Here is a 15,834-nt window from a genome sequence, read left to right on the forward strand (position 1 = left end):
ACCTTGATCAACTCAGCACTCCCACCTCGTCGTCGGCATTACATTCGATGAACTAACTGTAACCCGCGCGCGCCGCGGCCGAATCGAGTACGGCCGCGACGCCGGCCCAGGTTTCGCGCACGATGTCGGCCACGGGTGGAAGGTCGACGATGCGCGACGAGACCTGCCCCGTGTTGGCCACGCTGGCGTCGAGGTCGCCGCCGAAGTACAGCTCGGTGATCCGTCCGAGCAAGTGGGCGTTGGCGTCGTTGGCCGCCACCCGCTGTGCCAACCCGGTCCGCAGAACCCGCATCGTCGGGTTTCCGGGGACGTCCAGGAGCACCGTCCCGGAATCGTCGGCGTCGACGATCGCGTTCTTGAAGTTGGCGTGCACTCCGGACTCCGCGCTCGCGAGCATTCTGGTGCCCATCTGCACGCCCTCGGCGCCGAGCACCACCGCGGCCGCCGCAGAGCGGGCATCGCAGATGCCACCCGCCGCGATGATCGGCAGGTCGATCCGGTCGGCGACGAGCGGCAGCAGCACCATGGTGGAGGCGCCCAGCAGCGACTTGAAGCCACCGCCCTCCACGCCCTCGACCACCAGCGCGTCGACTCCGGCGTCGGCGGCCTTCAGCGCACCTTTGAGAGAGCCGACGACGTGCACGACCGTGAGGCCCGCGTCGTGCAGCCTCGCGGTGAACAGTGCGGGGTCGCCCGCCGAGGTGAACACGTGCCGCACACCGGCCGCCGCCAGGATGTCGACGATCGACGGGTCCCGCTTCCAGCCCTGGATCATCAGGTTGGCCGCAACGGGCTTGGTGGTGAGGTCGCGCACCCTCGACAGGTCGGCCCGACCCTCCTCGGTCAGCGTTTCGATCATGCCGAGGCCGCCGGCCTCCGAGACCGCGGCGGCGAGCGCGGCACGGGCGATGTAGGTCATCGGCGCCTGGACGACGGGATAGTCGACGCCCAGCAGGGCTTGGATGCGGTTCACGGTTGCCAGCTTGGCATGACGGCCGCGAACGCTCAGGGCAGCACCATCCTCAGGTGTTCCCAGCCGCGCACGGTCGACGTCGGCGCCATCCGCGCGGTGTCGCGGTCGACGTCCCATTCGGGCCAGCGGTTGAGCAGCTCGTCGAGCGCGATCGTGCCCTCCAGCCTCGCGAGGTTGGCTCCGAGGCAGTAGTGCAGGCCCTTGCCGAACGTGAGATGGCTGACGTGGTCGCCGTTGATGTCGAACACGTCGGGGTCGGTGTACCGGCGCGGGTCGCGGTTGGCGGCGCCGAACATCAGCAGCACCGCACTCCCCGCGGGCACCGTCCGGCCGTGAGCTTCGTAGTCGCGCAACGTGTATCGGGCCACGTGGGGGCCGGTCGGCTCGAAGCGCAGCGTCTCGTCGACCACCCGTCCGAGCAGCGAGCGGTCGTCGTGCGCCTGACGGCGCTGGTCCGGATGATCGGCGAGCACCTTGGCCAGCCACCCGATGAGGCGGCCGGTGGTCTCGTTTCCCGCGCCCGCGACGACCTGCGTGTAGTGCAGGACCTCCTTGCGGGTCAGCTTGCGCGTCTGCCCCGTCGCGTCCTCGAACTCGACGTTCAGCAGCACGGTCATCAGGTCGTCGGACGGGTTCTTGGAGCGCCACTCGACGTAGTCGGCGTACATGCGGCCGTCGGCCATCGCGTCGGTGCTCTTCACCTTCATCGGGGTGCCGGGTGTGGTGCGAAGGTTGGCGTCGTTCTTCTCGCGGTAGGCCACCTGCTCGGATTCGGGGATGCCGAGCAGCATGCCGATCACCCGCATCGGCATCATCGCCGCGAGTTCGGCGACGATGTCGAAGCCGTCGGATCCGACGAGCGGATCGAGGCACCCGACGCAGTAGGCCCGGATCTGATCCTCGATGGCCGCCATCCGACGCGGGGTGAAGACGCGAGACATCAAGCCGCGCAACATGGTGTGCACCGGCGGGTCCTCGAACATCATCACGCCGGGCGGCATGTCGAATTCGGAGTTCACCAGTTCGAGGATGTCGCTGCGCGAATTGGAGAACGTCTGCCAGTCGTTGAGCGCCTTCTCGACGTCGGCGTAGCGCGAGATGGCCCAGAACCGGTACTTCTCGTTGTGGTAGATCGGCGCTTCCTCGCGCAGCCGCGCGTAGGTGGGGTGCGGGTCCGCGGCGATGCCGACGTCGTACGGGTCGTAGTAGACCCCGGCCTCGGACGTGACGGTCATTTCAGCAGGCTCCCGGCGTCGACGGGCAGCGTCACGCCGGTGACGTAGCGGGCCTCGTCGGAGGCGAGGAACAGCACCGCGTTGCTGATGTCGACGGGCTCGACCCACGGGATCGGAAGGAAGTGGAAGGACTGGCAGATCGGCGCCAGGTCGTCGGGGCCGGGGTTCTCCAGGTCCGGCCGGAACAGCTTGTAGGTGGGCTCGTTCATCAGCAGCGGCGTGCAGACGTGGGTGGGGTGCACGGTGTTCACCCGGATCGAGTGGTGGCCCAGCTCGACGGCGAACGTCCGCATCAGGCCCACCACACCGTGTTTCGCGGCGATGTAGTGCCCGACGTGCGGGTAGGCCTTGGTACCGCCCACCGAGCTGGTGATCACGATGGATCCGCCGCGGCCGCCGGCGATCAGGTGCGGTACGGCCGCCTTCACGGTCTTCCACACGCCGGTCAGGTTGACGTCGATGGTCTCGTCCCAGATGTCCTCGCGCATCTTGTGCAGCTTGACCCCGGTGGTGCCGATCCCGGCGTTGGCGACCACGATGTCCAGGCCGCCGAGCTGTTCGACACCGCTGTCGAGTGCCGCCTTCATGGCGTCGTAGTCGCGGACGTCGACTTCGGCCGTCACGACCCGGCGGTCGAGGTTCTTGATCATGTCGGCGGTCTCGGCGAGGTCCTCGGGCGTCGCCGCCGGGGCGGTCGAGTCCTCGAAGCCGCGACAGATGTCGAGCGCGATGATGTCGGCGCCCTCCTGGGCGAGCCGAACCGCGTGGCTCCGGCCCTGGCCGCGCGCGGCGCCCGTGATGAATGCGACCTTGCCGTCGACGCGTCCCGCCATACCTGACCCCTGTACTTGTTTGGGCAGTCGCCCAAAGCGTCGGTTTTAGTATGTCTAGCACGCTGCGCGCGGCTACGTTGCGCGTTACGGGAACCTCTACCGAAGGGTCGACGATGACTGAGGGATTGCGCGATATCCGGGAGCTGATGGACGACGCGGACGCGTACCGCGACGAGTTGTTCCGACGCTGGACCGGCCTGCTCAGCTACCGGTACATCGGACGCAACCACGACAGCATGAACCTCGGAGACACCGACGACACCGTGCGCATCCGTCGGGACATGCGCAACGCCGCAGGCGGTCTCATGGTGGCGCCGCTGGCCATCTCGTCGCCCGAGGGCTGCCAGACCGACATGGTGGCAGTGCCCAACCCCGTCATCGCGTCGGTGCAGATCATCGACCCCGGCGTCGACGTGCAGACCATCGAGATCGTGGGATCCGGTGTCGTGCATCAGGGCCGCACCATGGGATACGGCCGCTGCCTCATCGTCGACGCCGATCATCCCGATCGGGTGCTCGCGTTCATCGAGGGCCAGGGGGCCGTCATCGGCATCCCGCCCGAGGGCCTCGACAGGATGGACGTCTCGGGGACCGAGATCGTCATCGAGGACTCCCCCGACCTGCCACCGCTGTGGCAGGCGTTCGGCGCCGAGAAGCGCGGCGACGGCTACTGGATCCTGCCCCCGCTCACGCTGGAGTTGGCGTCGCCCGACGCCGCCCTGCACATCGGGCCGCAGCACGTCCTGCTCGAGACCGCGGCCACCGAACTCGCCGCCGACCTGGCGGGCACACCCCGGGTGCAGGTCACCAGCTGGCACGTGATGTTCATGGCGCGCGGCAAGGTCGGTCCGTTCCGGGCCGAGGGCATCGCGTACGCCGGCGAGCCGGGACGAATCGGCGTGCGGATCACGATCCACGACGAGGGCAACGACGACCGCGCCGTCACGTCCTGCGCGGCCGTGTTCGACGTGCTCCCCTAACCCCGCCCCCCTTCGCGCGAACGTTGGTTACCGCAACGCGAACTGCGATCTCGCGTGGCCTAACCCAACACTCGGCGGCGTCTATCCACAGTTGAAGGTTCATCCACCGCCGGATGTCCGCGCCGACGGGGATGGGCGTTGCGCGTCACACGGTCGCGGTGCCGTGGGCCCATGGCAACCATTGGCGAACCGTTCATCGGCACCGAAGCCGTCGCGTCCGGCGAGTTCACCCGTCGGACCCTGAAGAGTAGGGCCGACCTGGTCTACCGCAACGTCTACTTGCCGCCAGGGACCGAGCTCACACCGACGAACCGGGCAATCGCGGCCTGGCTCTGGTCGGGTCGGACTGCCACCGTCGCCGGACGCTCCGCGGCTGCGCTCCTCGGTAGCGAGTGGATCGAGGCCGACGAACCAGCCGAACTCACACGTACCCAGGCGACGAACAGCACGATCGTGATCTACCGCGAACGCCTACGTGACGACGAGGTGTGTGAAGTCCGTGGCATACCGACGACGTCACCCGCTCGCACGGCGTTCGATCTCGGTCGTCGGCCGGGCCTGAGAACAGCACTCGCGAACGTCGACGCGCTGGCCAACGCCACGGGCTTGACGGCAGCCCAGGTGAATTCGGTTTCGTTGCAACACAAGGGGGCGCGCGGGATCGTCCAGCTCCGCGACGTCGTCGACTTGATGGACGGGGGCGCCGAGTCACCCCAGGAGACCCACACCCGGCTGATCCTCGTCGAATCGGGATTGCGGCGACCGGTGACGCAGATCAGGGTGTACGACCGATGGGGGGTCGCCTTCGCCCGCATCGACATGGGATGGCCGGAGTTCAAGGTCGGTGTCGAATACGACGGTCCTCAGCACTGGACCGACCCGGAGCGTCGCTCTCGGGACATCGACCGCTACGCCGAACTGGCGGCGCTCGGGTGGATTCTCATCCGCGTGAACGCCGACATGCTCTACAAGCGGCCATGGGTGATCGTCCAGCGAGTCGTCGCGGCGCTGCGCGACCGCGGCTGCCCATGCCCGCCGAGTGTTGGTTTCGGTCACGCTTCTCGCAGTTTCGCGTTGCGGTAACCAACGTTCGCGCGGGGTTGGGGGACGGATCACACGGCAGTCGCTGACGCTTTCGGAGAATCGCTGCGCGTCGCGGCGCCGAGGGTGTCGACTGGCTACGTGGAGCAGTTGAGCTGGACCGACGACATGATGCTGCGGGCCGAGCGGCCCGAAACCCCGATGCAGATCCAGATGCTGCTCATCTACGACCAGTCGACGGCACCCGGCGGCCGGGTCACCTTCAAGCGGATCCTCGACGCGCTCGACGCGCGACTGCACCTCGCGAAGAGCTTCCGGCGGCGCCTTACCGAACTACCCGGCGGGCTGCACATGCCGTACTGGGTGGACGACCCGGACTTCGACCTCGAGTACCACGTCCGACACATCGCCCTTCCCCGGCCGGGCGACTGGCGCCAGCTCTGCATTCAGGTCGCCCGGATCCACGGACGCCAACTCGACCTGCGCCGCCCGCCGTGGGAGATGACCGTCATCGAGGGGCTCAACGCGATTCCCGGCGTGCCGACGGGATCGTTCGCGATCGCGCTGAAACTGCATCACTGCGTGGTCGACGGGATGGAGAGCGTCGAACTGATGGCGGCGATGCACGACCTCGCCCCCGACGCCCCGCGTCCCGACCCGCCTACGCGACCGTTCGCGCCCGGCTCGCTGCCGTCGACAGCGGACCTGGTGGCACGCACCGCGACCAACATCGCCCTGTACCCGCTGCGGGCGAGCAGGGTGGTGATTCCCAACGCGCTCAAAGCGATTCGTCACCTCCCCGCCCTCCCCGGCGCCGTCGCGGGCGGCGTCGCCGCGGCCCTGACCCCCGGTAAGGGCTCGATCCTGGCTCCGAGCACGCGGTTCAACGGATCCGCCACCCCGCACCGGGTCTTCGAGGCCCGGTTCCACGACCTCGCCGACTTCAAACTGATCAAGACCCGCGTGCCCAAGGCGACGATCAACCACGTGACGCTCGCCTACGTCGGTGGCGCGCTTCGCCACTACCTCGACGGGCACGGCGAGCTGCCCGACGAGAGCCTGGTGGCGGCCTGCCCGGCGTCCATCCGGTCAGGCGACGAGCGCGGGGCGGGCGGTAACCGGCTGTTCGGCAGACTGCACCCACTGGGCACGTCGATCGCCGATCCGCTCGACCGGCTCGCCGCGATCGTCGAGGAGACGTCGGCGTTCCGGGAGAACACCGACAACGAGAGCAGTTCGCGGCTCATGGAATTGGTGGGCGTGGTGCCCACGACACTGCTCGGTCTGACGGTGAAGGCGGCGACCGCCATGCCGTTCTCCGCCCCCGCCGTCGCCACCACCACCGTGAGCAACGTGCCGGGACCGACGTTCCCCATCTACTTCGCGGGCGCCCGATTGCAGCGGGTGACCGGTCTCGGCCCGCTCATTGGGGGGATGAACCTCTTTCACGTCGTGGCGAGCTACGACGGCACGATCTCGATCGGCGCCACCGCGGACCGCAGTGCGCTTCCCGACCCCGCGCACTACGCCGAGTGCATGCAGGCGTCATTCGACGAACTGCTCAGCGCCGCTGAGGGTTAGCACCCGAGATCGGCGTACACGGTGACGCGCTCGGCTTTCGCATCGGGAAGGGGCGCATACATCACGTAGTCGTGCAGCAGGCCCGCGCGCAGACGGAACGTGACGTCCGGGACGTCCTCGGCCGTCACGCGGTCGCGCAACCGCAGCACGTCGATCGACAGTCTGTCCCGCGACGAGCAGTACACCGCCGTCGGCGGAAGTCCGTGAAGCGGGCCGAACAGGGGGCTCGCCAAAGGATTCCGCGGGTCCAGGTCGCCAGCCCACAACCTGCCGTCCTCGATCATGGTGTCGACGTCGAGCAGCGGGTCGTCGACGGCTGCGCTGCGCGGATCGCCCATCGACACGTCGAGCCACGGTGCCAGCAGCACCAGCCGATTCGGCGTCGGACCACCCCGCCGGACGAGCTCCTGCACCGCCAGCAGCGCCAAACCGCCGCCAGCCGAATCACCGAGCACACCGACGGCACCGTCCTCGGACACGACCCTCGCGATGAAGTCGGCCATTCTCGGGACCTCGGTGAGCGCGGTGCCGATCGGTGCCAGCGTGTAGTCGGGTATGTGCACCGTGGCACCGGTCTCGCGGGCGATGCCGGCGTAGGTCCACCAGTGGAAGAACGTCGCCCTGCCCACGTAGGCGCCGCCGTGGACGGCGACGACGATCCTGCCGCTGGGTTCCGGCGGAACGAGCGTCAGCACCGGCATGCCGTGGAAGTCCGTTCGCGTCACCGAGACTCCGCGCGTGAACACCGCCCGCGGGACGCCGTCGGTGACGAACGGGATTCGCAGCCGCACCGTGGCGAGCACGCCGCCCACCGGCCGCAGCACCCTGGCCAGCACCCCGGCCGCCAGCGCCACCACGTCGTGCACCCGCGATGGTCGGCCGGTGAACGAGGAGTCCACGCTCAGGTCAGCGGCGTGAACGTGACGTGCAGGTCGGACAGACCGCGCATGATGAACGTCGGGTCGTACGTGTAGGAGCGGTCGTCCGCACCCCCGTGCACGGTCTCGTCGATGCGGATGTCGACCATCCGATCGAGGATGCGGTTGAACGAGATACGCGCCTCCGAACGGGCCAGCGGCGCGCCGGGGCACGAGTGCGGCCCGCGTGCGAAGGCCACGTGCTCACGGACGTTGCGGCGATCGTGCTGGAACTCGTGCGGACACTCGAACTTCTCGGGATCGCGATTACTGGCACCCGGCAGCAGCATGATGATCGTGCCCGCCGGAATATCCACTCCACCAAGAGTCGTCGACGTACGTGCCAGCCGGAAATGGCTTTTCACCGGGCTCTCCGTACGGAGGCACTCCTCGAGGAACGACGGAATCAGCGACCGGTCCTCGCGCAGGGCCCGCTGGATGTCGGGGCGCTCACCTAGCACCCTCATCCCGGTGCTCAACAACTTCGTGGTGGTCTCCATGCCCGCGGCGAACAGGAAGGTCGCGAGCTTCACCACCTCCTCGACGTCGGGAATCGAGCCGTCCGGATAGGTGGCCGCGGCCAGTTCGGTGAGCACGTCCGCGCGCGGGTGCTCACGCCGACTGCTGATGTACTCCCGGAACTTGTCGTCCAGCCAGACCAGCGGGTTGTGCGCGACGGTGTCGCTGGCACCGACCTCACCGACGACCTCGTTGCCCAGCACCTGACGGAACTCCGCGTGATCCTCCAACGGCACCCCGAGCAGGTCGGCGATCACGAGCATGGCGAACGGTTTCGCGTAGTCCGCCATGAACTCGGATGAGCCCTTGTCGATGAACGTGTCGAGCTGCTGATCGGCCAGCCGCCACATGAAGTCCTCGTTCTCGCTGAGGCGCTTCGGCGTGATGAGCTTCGCCAGCAGGCCCCTCGTCCTGCTGTGGTTCTCGGCGTCCATCGTGACGACGTGCTCGGCCATCGGGATCTCCGCGCGGTGCGCCTCGATCTGCTCGCTGATGTCGTCGCCCTCGGGGGTGAACGGCAGCGGCGGGAAGGGTCCGGCAACCGCCACGCATGACGAGAACGCCGGATCCTTATACGCGGCAAGCGCTTCCGCATGCCCGGTGACGGCGACGACGCCGTGCGGGCTGGCCGGCCGTACCGGGCACTGCGACCGAAGGTAGTCGTAGTACGGGTACGGGTCCGGTACCAGGACCGGGTCGAAGAAGTAGTCGACCGTCTCGAAGTCGGTCACATCCTCGGTGGCGTCGGCGGTCACTGGGCCGCCTCCCCCGCATCGAACAGCACCGGCAGTGACGTCGGCGAGCGGAACACCTGACCGCGGATGTGGGGGTCATCCCCGTCGGGGTCCATGCGCAGGTTCGGCAACCGGTCCAGCAGCAGGTTGATCGCCGTCCGCATCTCCAGTCGGGCGAGATGCATGCCGAGGCAGACGTGCACACCGTGTCCCCAGCCGAGATTGCCCTTGGCGGAGCGGAAGATGTCGAATTCGTCGGGATTCTCCCAGCGATCCTCCTGCCGGTTGGTGGAACCCAGCATCGGCAGCACCGAGCAGCCCTCGGGGATCTGCACTCCGCCGAGTTCGGTGTCGCAGGCGGTGGTCCGGGTGATCGTCAGCAGCGGCGGATTCCACCGCACGGCCTCCTCGATCGCCTGCGGCAGCAGCGACCGATCGGTCCGCACCGCATCCAATTGCGCTGTGTCGCTGAGCAGTCCGAACAGCAGATTGCCCAGCGAGCGGTAGGTGGTCTCCACGCCGGCGGGGAGCAGCAGTCGAAGGAACGAGAAGATCTCCTCGTCGGTGAGCTTCTCGCCGTCGATCTCCGCCTCGGCCAGCAGGCTGATCAGATCGTCGCGCGGCTCGGCGCGGCGGGCCGCGAGGATCGGTGCGAAGTAGTCGCACAGCGCGGCGGCGGCGGCGAGTCCCCGTTCCGGGTTCATGATCCAGCTGAGCAGTGAGATCGACCAGCGCTGGAACTGCGGATAGTCCTCCTCGGGCAATCCCAACAGCCCCGCGATGATCCGGCTCGGATAGTCGAACGTGAACTGCTTGACCAGGTCCGCTTTACCGTCGGCCGCGAACTGATCGATGAGTTCGTTCCCGACACGGGCCACCAGTTCGTCCTGGAAACGCGATAACGACTTCTGCGAGAACGCCTTCGACACCAGGCCGCGCAGCCGACCGTGCACGGGTTCGTCCATCCCCAGCATCACGCGCTCGCCGAGCACCGGACCGAACGCGGCGATAACGCCCGACGACGAGAACGTGTGGTTGTCCCGCAGCATCTGCTGCGCGTCCTCGTAGCGGTACACGATGAACACCGGCTTGCCCTCCTCGCCGGGCATCGCGGACATGTCGATCCGCTGGATCGGTTCCTCGCGGCGTAGCCGCGCCAGTTCCGGGTACGGGTCGCGGACGTCGCCGGACACGGCGTCGTCGAAGGACCCGAAGTCCTCGAGGTCGTCGAATAGCTCTGTCATCGAATCTCCTTCAGGCTGTCGAGGTCATTGGGCGGGGTAGGCCACGGACTTGACCTCGGTGTACTGGCTGAAGCCGACGAGACCGTTCTGCCTGCCGACGCCACTGTCCTTGTAGCCGCCGAACGGCGTGTCCGCGCCGTAGCCCGCGGTGCCGTTGAGCCCGATGAAGCCCGCGCGCAGTCGGCGGGCCACGGCGAGCGAGTGATCAAGCGAACTGGACATGACGTTGCCCGCGAGCCCGTACGGGCTGTCGTTGGCGATACGGACCGCGTCGTCCTCGTCGTCGTACGGAATGACCGCCAGGACGGGTCCGAAGATCTCCTCCTGCGCGATCGTCATCGAGTTGTCGACGTCGGTGAACAGCGTTGGACTGACCCAGAAGCCCTTGTCGAACTGCTCGGGCGGATCGGTGCTCCCGACGAGCATCGTCGCGCCCTCGTCGACGCCTTTGCGGATGTAGCCGAGGATGCGCGCCTGCTGCTTGGCCGAGATCACGGGTCCGCACAGCGTCCCCGGATCCTGAGGGTCGGCGGCGGGGATGTTCTCGTAGATGCCCTGCAGGATCGCAACTCCTTCCGCATATCGGCTGCGCGGCAACAGCATTCGCGTCGGGGCGGCACAGCCCTGCCCCGCGTGCATGAGCGGGCCGATGCCGATCAGGCATGCGAGGGTGAAGTCGGCGTCCTCGAGCACGATGGTCGCGGACTTGCCGCCGAGTTCGAGGAACAGCCGCTTCATGGTGGCGGCGCCCTTCTCCATGATCCGTTTGCCGACGACGGTTGAGCCGGTGAACGAGATCATGTCCACCTTGGGAGACAGCGTGAGCTCCTCTCCGACGAAGTGGTCGGACGCGGTCACGATGTTGACCACACCGGCCGGGATGTCGGTCTTCTCGGCGATCAGCCTGCCCAGCCGCGTCGCGTTGAACGGCGTGTCGGGGGCCGGCTTGAGCACCACGGTGTTGCCAGCCGCCAGCGCCTGGCCGAGCTTGTTGATGGTGACCTCGAAGGGGAAGTTCCACGGGGTGATGGCGCCGACGACTCCAACCGGCTCGTGCCAGACCTTCCGCGTCGTGTTCACGCCGGTGACCGAGACGACGGTGTCGCCGAGATCCGTTTCCCACGGGAAGGTGTCGATGAGGCGGGCCGGGTACCTCAGGCCGTCTTCCAGTGGTGCGTCCAGTTGCGGACCGTGCGTCACCGCCCGTGGAGCGCCGACTTCGCGGATCAACTCCTCGCGGAGCTCCTCGACCTCGCCGACGATGGCCTCGTGCAGTTGCTCCAGGCTGCGCTTGCGCAGTTGGTGATTCGTCGCCCAGTCGGTCTCGTCGAAGCTGCGCCGAGCGGCGTCGATGGCGCGGTTGATGTCGGCCTTCGAGGCGTCGGCGACCTCGCCGAGGACGTCCTCGGTGGCCGGGTTGATGTTGACGAACGTGCCGGACTCGCCGTCGACGAGTTTCCCGTCGATCAGCATCCGCGCCTCGTACGGGTGGACCTCAGACATTGCTCCCACTCTCCTGCTCGGTCGTCGTGGGAGCGGCGGCTTTCCGCGCCGCCCGGTCGGTCAGCAGTTTCATCACCGGTTTCGGAGTCACCCTGACCGCCAACACCATTGCGCGCTGCACGGTGGTCAGCGGCCACGCCCCGTCGCGCATGGCACCCTGTCGTGGAATTCCCAGCACGAGCCGTGACATGTGGTGCATCCCAGCAGCCGGCAGCAGTCGGCTGGAAACCAGCAGCATCGACGCATCGGGGCCCACCGCGTGGCGGCGGAACGCCGCGCTGTCGGCCAACGCCTTCACCAGGCCGTCGGTGAACTGTTCCGGCGAGCGGGCGAACTTGATCGCAAACCGGCCGCGGCTGTTCATCGTCTGGTGCAGGCGTGCGTAGGGTCCGCCGAAGTCGCGGTCGTCGGTGGTGCCCGCGTCGGTGATGATGTCGGTGTCGTAGGTGCCGGTGATCAGGATCGTCACGCCGAGTCCGAACGGCGCGATCTCGGCTGCCAGCGACTCCCCCCAGCGCTCCATGGCGCCCTTGCTCGCCGAATACGGCGCGGTACCAGGCTGCCCGCGCACCCCGGCCGAACTGCCCACCAGCACGATCCGACCCTGCCCCGCCGCCCGCATCGAGGGCAGTAGGGCCTTGGTCAGCTCGACAGGACCCGTCACATGCGTGGCGAACATGCGCTGCCATAACTCGATATCCGTCTCCTCCACCATGCCCGCGGCCGAGATCCCAGCGTTGTGGACGAGCGCGTAGGGGGCACCGACGCGCTCCTCGATCACCTTGGCCGCGGCCGAGATCGAGGCGGTGTCCGTCAGATCGAGTGCGACGCAGGTCAACCGGTCGTCGTCGTCGCTCGCACCCGTAGCCGCGCGCAACAGCGGCAGCGCGCGGTCAGGTGTACGGACGGCGGCCACCACCCGCCAGCCCTCGCGGTACAGTCGCGCCGCGGAGGCGAGCCCCAGACCGCGAGCTGCGCCGGTGATGACGACTGCCCGATGCTCTTCGCGCAAGCGCTCATCGCCAGCCCGATGCTCCGTCACTGCGCGTTCTCCGGCGCACAGCGCATGCTCTTCGAGCCCCGTTCGACGTCGGGCCTGCCGTCCGGCAGGTTGTACTGCCACGTGGACCACTTGCCGACCGAGAACGGGCCCTCGGCGCCGTTCTCCTCGTAGTAACCCTGCGGGTCGAAGACCTTGGCCTCGGGGTACGGCCACGGGCAGGCGACCGAGGTGGCCAGTCCGCTGGCCTTGATCGCCCAGAACCAGGCGCCGTAGGCGAAGTACGACACGTTGATGATCGCGAACATCACCAGGAACGTGCCGAGCACCGGCTTCGTCGGGAACAGTTTGGCCTTCGCGGCGAGCTTCTCCGCCACCGACTTTCCGGTGTCGTCGCGGTAGACGAGGATCGCCGCCGGGATCATCACGAACGTCACCGACAGCGACTCCCAGAGCAGTGGGAACTGGAAGGTGGAGCCCGCGAATATCGTGCCGAACGGGATGGTCTGCGAGTAGATGTACAGCCCGGTGCGCACCAGGCTGACCTCCAGGATGGCGTCGAAGACGAAGCCGATCACCAGCACCAGCAGTCCGAGGCTGATCAACGGGTGCCGGGTGACGTAGGCCTCCGGGCCGCGCTTGGCCTGCATCCGGCGCAGCAGCCAGATCGCCGGGAAGTACGGGCCGAAATAGAAGGTGACGTAGCCGAACACGATGAAGGGCTCGACGGTCGGCGACATCATGATCAGGTACCAGGACTCGGGCCAGTGCAGCAGCGCCGGGTTGTACACCGCGTACGGCGACCAGTTCATGATCGGGTCCTGCCAGACGATCAGCGTCGTCACCAGGACCATCAGCAGCACCGGGCTGCCCGGGTTCTTCCGCCAGCCCCGAATGAACACGATGGTGATGACCACCACCATGATCAGCGCGCCCACCTGCGGGATGACCTGCCAGTGGTCGAACCCGGTGAGGAACTCGACCGGCCGCGGCCGCCCCTCGACGTTCGGGTTCGCCACCCGTGGATCGACGGCGACGCGCCCGACGGCGGCGAACAGTCCGAGGAAGCCGAGCCACGCGAACAGCGCGATGACCCGGCCCCAGTTCGGGCGCGTCTTCGCCTCGGGCGCAGCGGATGTCGGATCCAACCTGTCCTGTGTGGTCATGTCACACCTCTCCGAACCGGTCCACCAGATGCGAGTTGACGCCGTCGGCATCCAGCGTGCGTGCCACCAGATAGCCGGCACCCATCCACGCGCGGCGGGTCCACTTGCCAAGGGACACCCTGGTTCCCGGCGCCCCCGACGCGGCGGGCAGCATCTTCACCCGCTCCAGCGCCTCCTTGACTCCGCGCGGGCTCAGCGGATGGGCGTCGGTGAACGCGCGCACCAGGGTTGCCGCGACATCGCGGTTGACCACGGTGACGCAGAACTCGGGCCTGCTGCCGTCGTACTTCTCGGCGTACTGGTCCAGGAACGCCTGGCCGACGAGGTTCTGCTCGTCGTACTGGTCGATGCCGATCCAGCCCATGAACGCGTTCCACATGATCGGGTTGACCCAGGCGTTCTGGAAGGCGGTGCTGGTGAACCGCGGCGGGTCCCACCCGATGGCCTCGAGTGCCGGGTTGACGAACACGATGCCGAAGCCGAAGCCGAGGTGCACGATCGCTTCGGCTTCCGCATCGTGCAGCGTCTTCACCGCCGCGTTGATGTCCTGCGCGGTCTGCGCGATCGACACCTCGGCGGCGATTCGAATCCCTTTGCGCGCGCAGGCACTTCGAAGGTTCCTCAAATAGCTCTCGCCGATGAGGCTCTGCTCGACCAGCACGCCGACCTCGCTCAGTCCGCGCTTGGCCATCAGGTCCGCCATGAATATCGGTTCGTCGGTCAGCGAGCCCTGCGGAAACGCGAAGGTCCACTCGCCCAGCCAGTCGTCGGTGCCGGTGACGCTGATCGCGGGAACCTTGAAGCGGTCCTCGATGGCTTCCCGCAACGGGACGCAGTTGTCGGTGATGTTCGGGCCGAAGACCACCAGGCAGCCCTCGTCGACCAACTCGGCGTAGGCGTCGATGACGGCCTTCACCGAACCCTTGGGCAGACCTTCGACCTCGCGATAGATCATCTGCACCGGCCGATCCATCAGCCCCTGCTGGACGGCCTCCTCGAAGATCAAATCGAAGGTCTGGGTGAACGACGCGAACAGTTCCTCGGGGAACCCCGGCGGCAGCGTGAAGTCCATCAGGTAGCCGACCTTGATCGGTTGGGCGGTGCTCTCGTAGGACATCTGACCTCCTGGGGATCGCCTCAGCGAGATCCTCCGGTCGAAACCTAATATTTGTTCAGACCCTAGCGGCGGCGACGACCAGCGTCAATCACCGACGGCCGGGTTCGCCAGATAGACGTCGATCATCTCCGCCAGCCCGCGGCCGACGGAGGCGTCGTCGGTGAGCGGCCCCGCGATTGCCGCGCGCGCGGCGTCGCGCATCGGCAGCCCCTCGGCGACCAGGCGGCCCGCGGCGATCAGCACACGGGTCGACGCGACCTCGCGCAGCCCGCCCGTCTCGAGTCGGCGAATCGCCTGCCCGAACGTCACCAGATCGGCCGCGACACGCGCGTCCACCCCGGCCTCGTGCCGGACGATGCCCTCCTCCACGTCGGGCGGCGGGAAGCCGAACTCGATGGCGACCATGCGCTGCCGGGTGGAGTCCTTGAGGTCCTTCAGCACGCTCTGGTAGCCGGGGTTGTAGGACACGACGAGGCCGAATCCCGGTGCGGCGTCGAGCGTCACACCGAGCCGTTCGATGGGCAGCTGGCGGCGGTAGTCGGCGAGCGGGTGCAGGACCACCGTGGTGTCCTGCCGCGCCTCGACGACCTCGTCGAGGTAGCAGATCGCCCCTTCGCGGACCGCGCGGGTGAGCGGCCCGTCGACCCACACCGTCTCGTCACCGCGCAGCAGGAATCGACCGACGAGGTCGGCCGTGGTGAGGTCGTCGTGGCACGCCACGGTGATCAGCTTGCGCTCCAGGTCGTGCGCCATCGCCTCGACGAAGCGCGTCTTGCCGCAGCCGGTCGGTCCCTTGAGGAGCAGCGAGAGACCCTGGCGGTACGCGGCTTTGAAGACCGTCTCCTCGTTGCCCACCGACGTGTAGTACGGACGAGCGTGCTCAGTCACGACTGCGGCGCCGTTCCGGTGGGCGACCCGTTCGGCGTCCATCAATCGACAACCTCTCCCTCTCCGCGGCGGTGCGGTGCAGGCAGCCTAGCGCGGAACAGAT

At 67.7% G+C, this 15,834-nt stretch carries 14 protein-coding genes; 3 read left to right on the forward strand and 11 right to left on the reverse strand.

Annotated features, from left to right (window positions below):
- Nucleotides 1-52: 52 nt before the first annotated feature.
- From NM203_RS12100 to NM203_RS12110, 3 genes are read right to left on the reverse strand one after another with little or no spacing between them, the layout of a single operon-like run.
- The gene (locus tag NM203_RS12100; RefSeq protein WP_255060169.1) at nt 53-973 is read right to left on the reverse strand and encodes an NAD(P)H-dependent flavin oxidoreductase; all 921 of its coding nucleotides are present in this window, start codon (nt 971-973) and stop codon (nt 53-55) included.
- Between the two features lie 32 nt (nt 974-1,005).
- The gene (locus NM203_RS12105) at nt 1,006-2,208 is read right to left on the reverse strand and encodes a cytochrome P450 (RefSeq protein WP_255060170.1); all 1,203 of its coding nucleotides are present in this window, start codon (nt 2,206-2,208) and stop codon (nt 1,006-1,008) included.
- The gene (locus NM203_RS12110; protein ID WP_255060171.1) at nt 2,205-3,041 is read right to left on the reverse strand and encodes a mycofactocin-coupled SDR family oxidoreductase; all 837 of its coding nucleotides are present in this window, start codon (nt 3,039-3,041) and stop codon (nt 2,205-2,207) included. The genes NM203_RS12105 and NM203_RS12110 overlap by 4 nt, the downstream gene beginning before the upstream one ends.
- A 113-nt stretch (nt 3,042-3,154) precedes the next feature.
- Between NM203_RS12110 and NM203_RS12115 the strand changes: the two genes are divergently transcribed.
- The 3 genes from NM203_RS12115 (at nt 3,155) to NM203_RS12125 (ending at nt 6,643) form a co-directional block, all read left to right on the forward strand.
- Entirely contained in the window at nt 3,155-4,021 is an 867-nt protein-coding gene (locus NM203_RS12115) for a hypothetical protein (RefSeq protein WP_255060172.1), read from the forward strand.
- 171 nt (nt 4,022-4,192) lie between these two features.
- Nucleotides 4,193-5,104 (forward strand): endonuclease domain-containing protein, encoded by a 912-nt coding sequence (locus tag NM203_RS12120; RefSeq protein ID WP_255060173.1) that lies wholly within the window; start codon nt 4,193-4,195, stop codon nt 5,102-5,104.
- Nucleotides 5,105-5,188: 84 nt separating this feature from the next.
- Nucleotides 5,189-6,643 carry a wax ester/triacylglycerol synthase family O-acyltransferase gene (locus NM203_RS12125; protein ID WP_255060174.1) on the forward strand — a complete coding sequence of 485 codons (1,455 nt, stop codon included), beginning with the start codon at nt 5,189-5,191 and terminating at the stop codon, nt 6,641-6,643.
- On the opposite strand, the gene NM203_RS12130 is transcribed toward NM203_RS12125, so the two are convergent.
- The 8 genes from NM203_RS12130 to NM203_RS12165 all read right to left on the reverse strand — a co-directional run bounded on the left by NM203_RS12130 (nt 6,640) and on the right by NM203_RS12165 (nt 15,773).
- Nucleotides 6,640-7,542, reverse strand: a complete 903-nt coding sequence (locus tag NM203_RS12130; protein WP_255060175.1) for an alpha/beta hydrolase fold domain-containing protein — start codon at nt 7,540-7,542, stop codon at nt 6,640-6,642. The genes NM203_RS12125 and NM203_RS12130 overlap by 4 nt on opposite strands.
- Nucleotides 7,543-7,544: 2 nt before the next feature.
- Nucleotides 7,545-8,810 carry a cytochrome P450 gene (locus NM203_RS12135; RefSeq protein ID WP_255060419.1) on the reverse strand — a complete coding sequence of 422 codons (1,266 nt, stop codon included), beginning with the start codon at nt 8,808-8,810 and terminating at the stop codon, nt 7,545-7,547.
- A gap of 20 nt (nt 8,811-8,830) precedes the next feature.
- Nucleotides 8,831-10,057 carry a cytochrome P450 gene (locus tag NM203_RS12140; RefSeq protein ID WP_255060176.1) on the reverse strand — a complete coding sequence of 409 codons (1,227 nt, stop codon included), beginning with the start codon at nt 10,055-10,057 and terminating at the stop codon, nt 8,831-8,833.
- A 24-nt stretch (nt 10,058-10,081) separates the two neighbouring features.
- Entirely contained in the window at nt 10,082-11,560 is a 1,479-nt protein-coding gene (locus NM203_RS12145; RefSeq protein WP_255060177.1) for an aldehyde dehydrogenase family protein, read from the reverse strand.
- Nucleotides 11,553-12,602, reverse strand: a complete 1,050-nt coding sequence (locus NM203_RS12150; RefSeq protein WP_255060178.1) for an SDR family oxidoreductase — start codon at nt 12,600-12,602, stop codon at nt 11,553-11,555. The genes NM203_RS12145 and NM203_RS12150 overlap by 8 nt, the downstream gene beginning before the upstream one ends.
- On the reverse strand, nt 12,599-13,726 hold the full coding sequence (locus tag NM203_RS12155) for a spirocyclase AveC family protein (protein ID WP_255060179.1): 1,128 nt from the start codon (nt 13,724-13,726) through the stop codon (nt 12,599-12,601). The genes NM203_RS12150 and NM203_RS12155 overlap by 4 nt, the downstream gene beginning before the upstream one ends.
- A 1-nt stretch (nt 13,727) precedes the next feature.
- Nucleotides 13,728-14,843, reverse strand: coding sequence for an ABC transporter substrate-binding protein (locus tag NM203_RS12160; RefSeq protein WP_255060180.1), 1,116 nt, complete (start codon nt 14,841-14,843; stop codon nt 13,728-13,730).
- Between the two features lie 84 nt (nt 14,844-14,927).
- Nucleotides 14,928-15,773 carry a CbbQ/NirQ/NorQ/GpvN family protein gene (locus NM203_RS12165; protein ID WP_255060181.1) on the reverse strand — a complete coding sequence of 282 codons (846 nt, stop codon included), beginning with the start codon at nt 15,771-15,773 and terminating at the stop codon, nt 14,928-14,930.
- Nucleotides 15,774-15,834: the final 61 nt, after the last annotated feature.

Origin of the sequence: Mycolicibacterium arenosum (assembly GCF_024320865.1) — a bacterium.
GTDB classification, from domain to species: domain Bacteria; phylum Actinomycetota; class Actinomycetes; order Mycobacteriales; family Mycobacteriaceae; genus Mycobacterium; species Mycobacterium arenosum.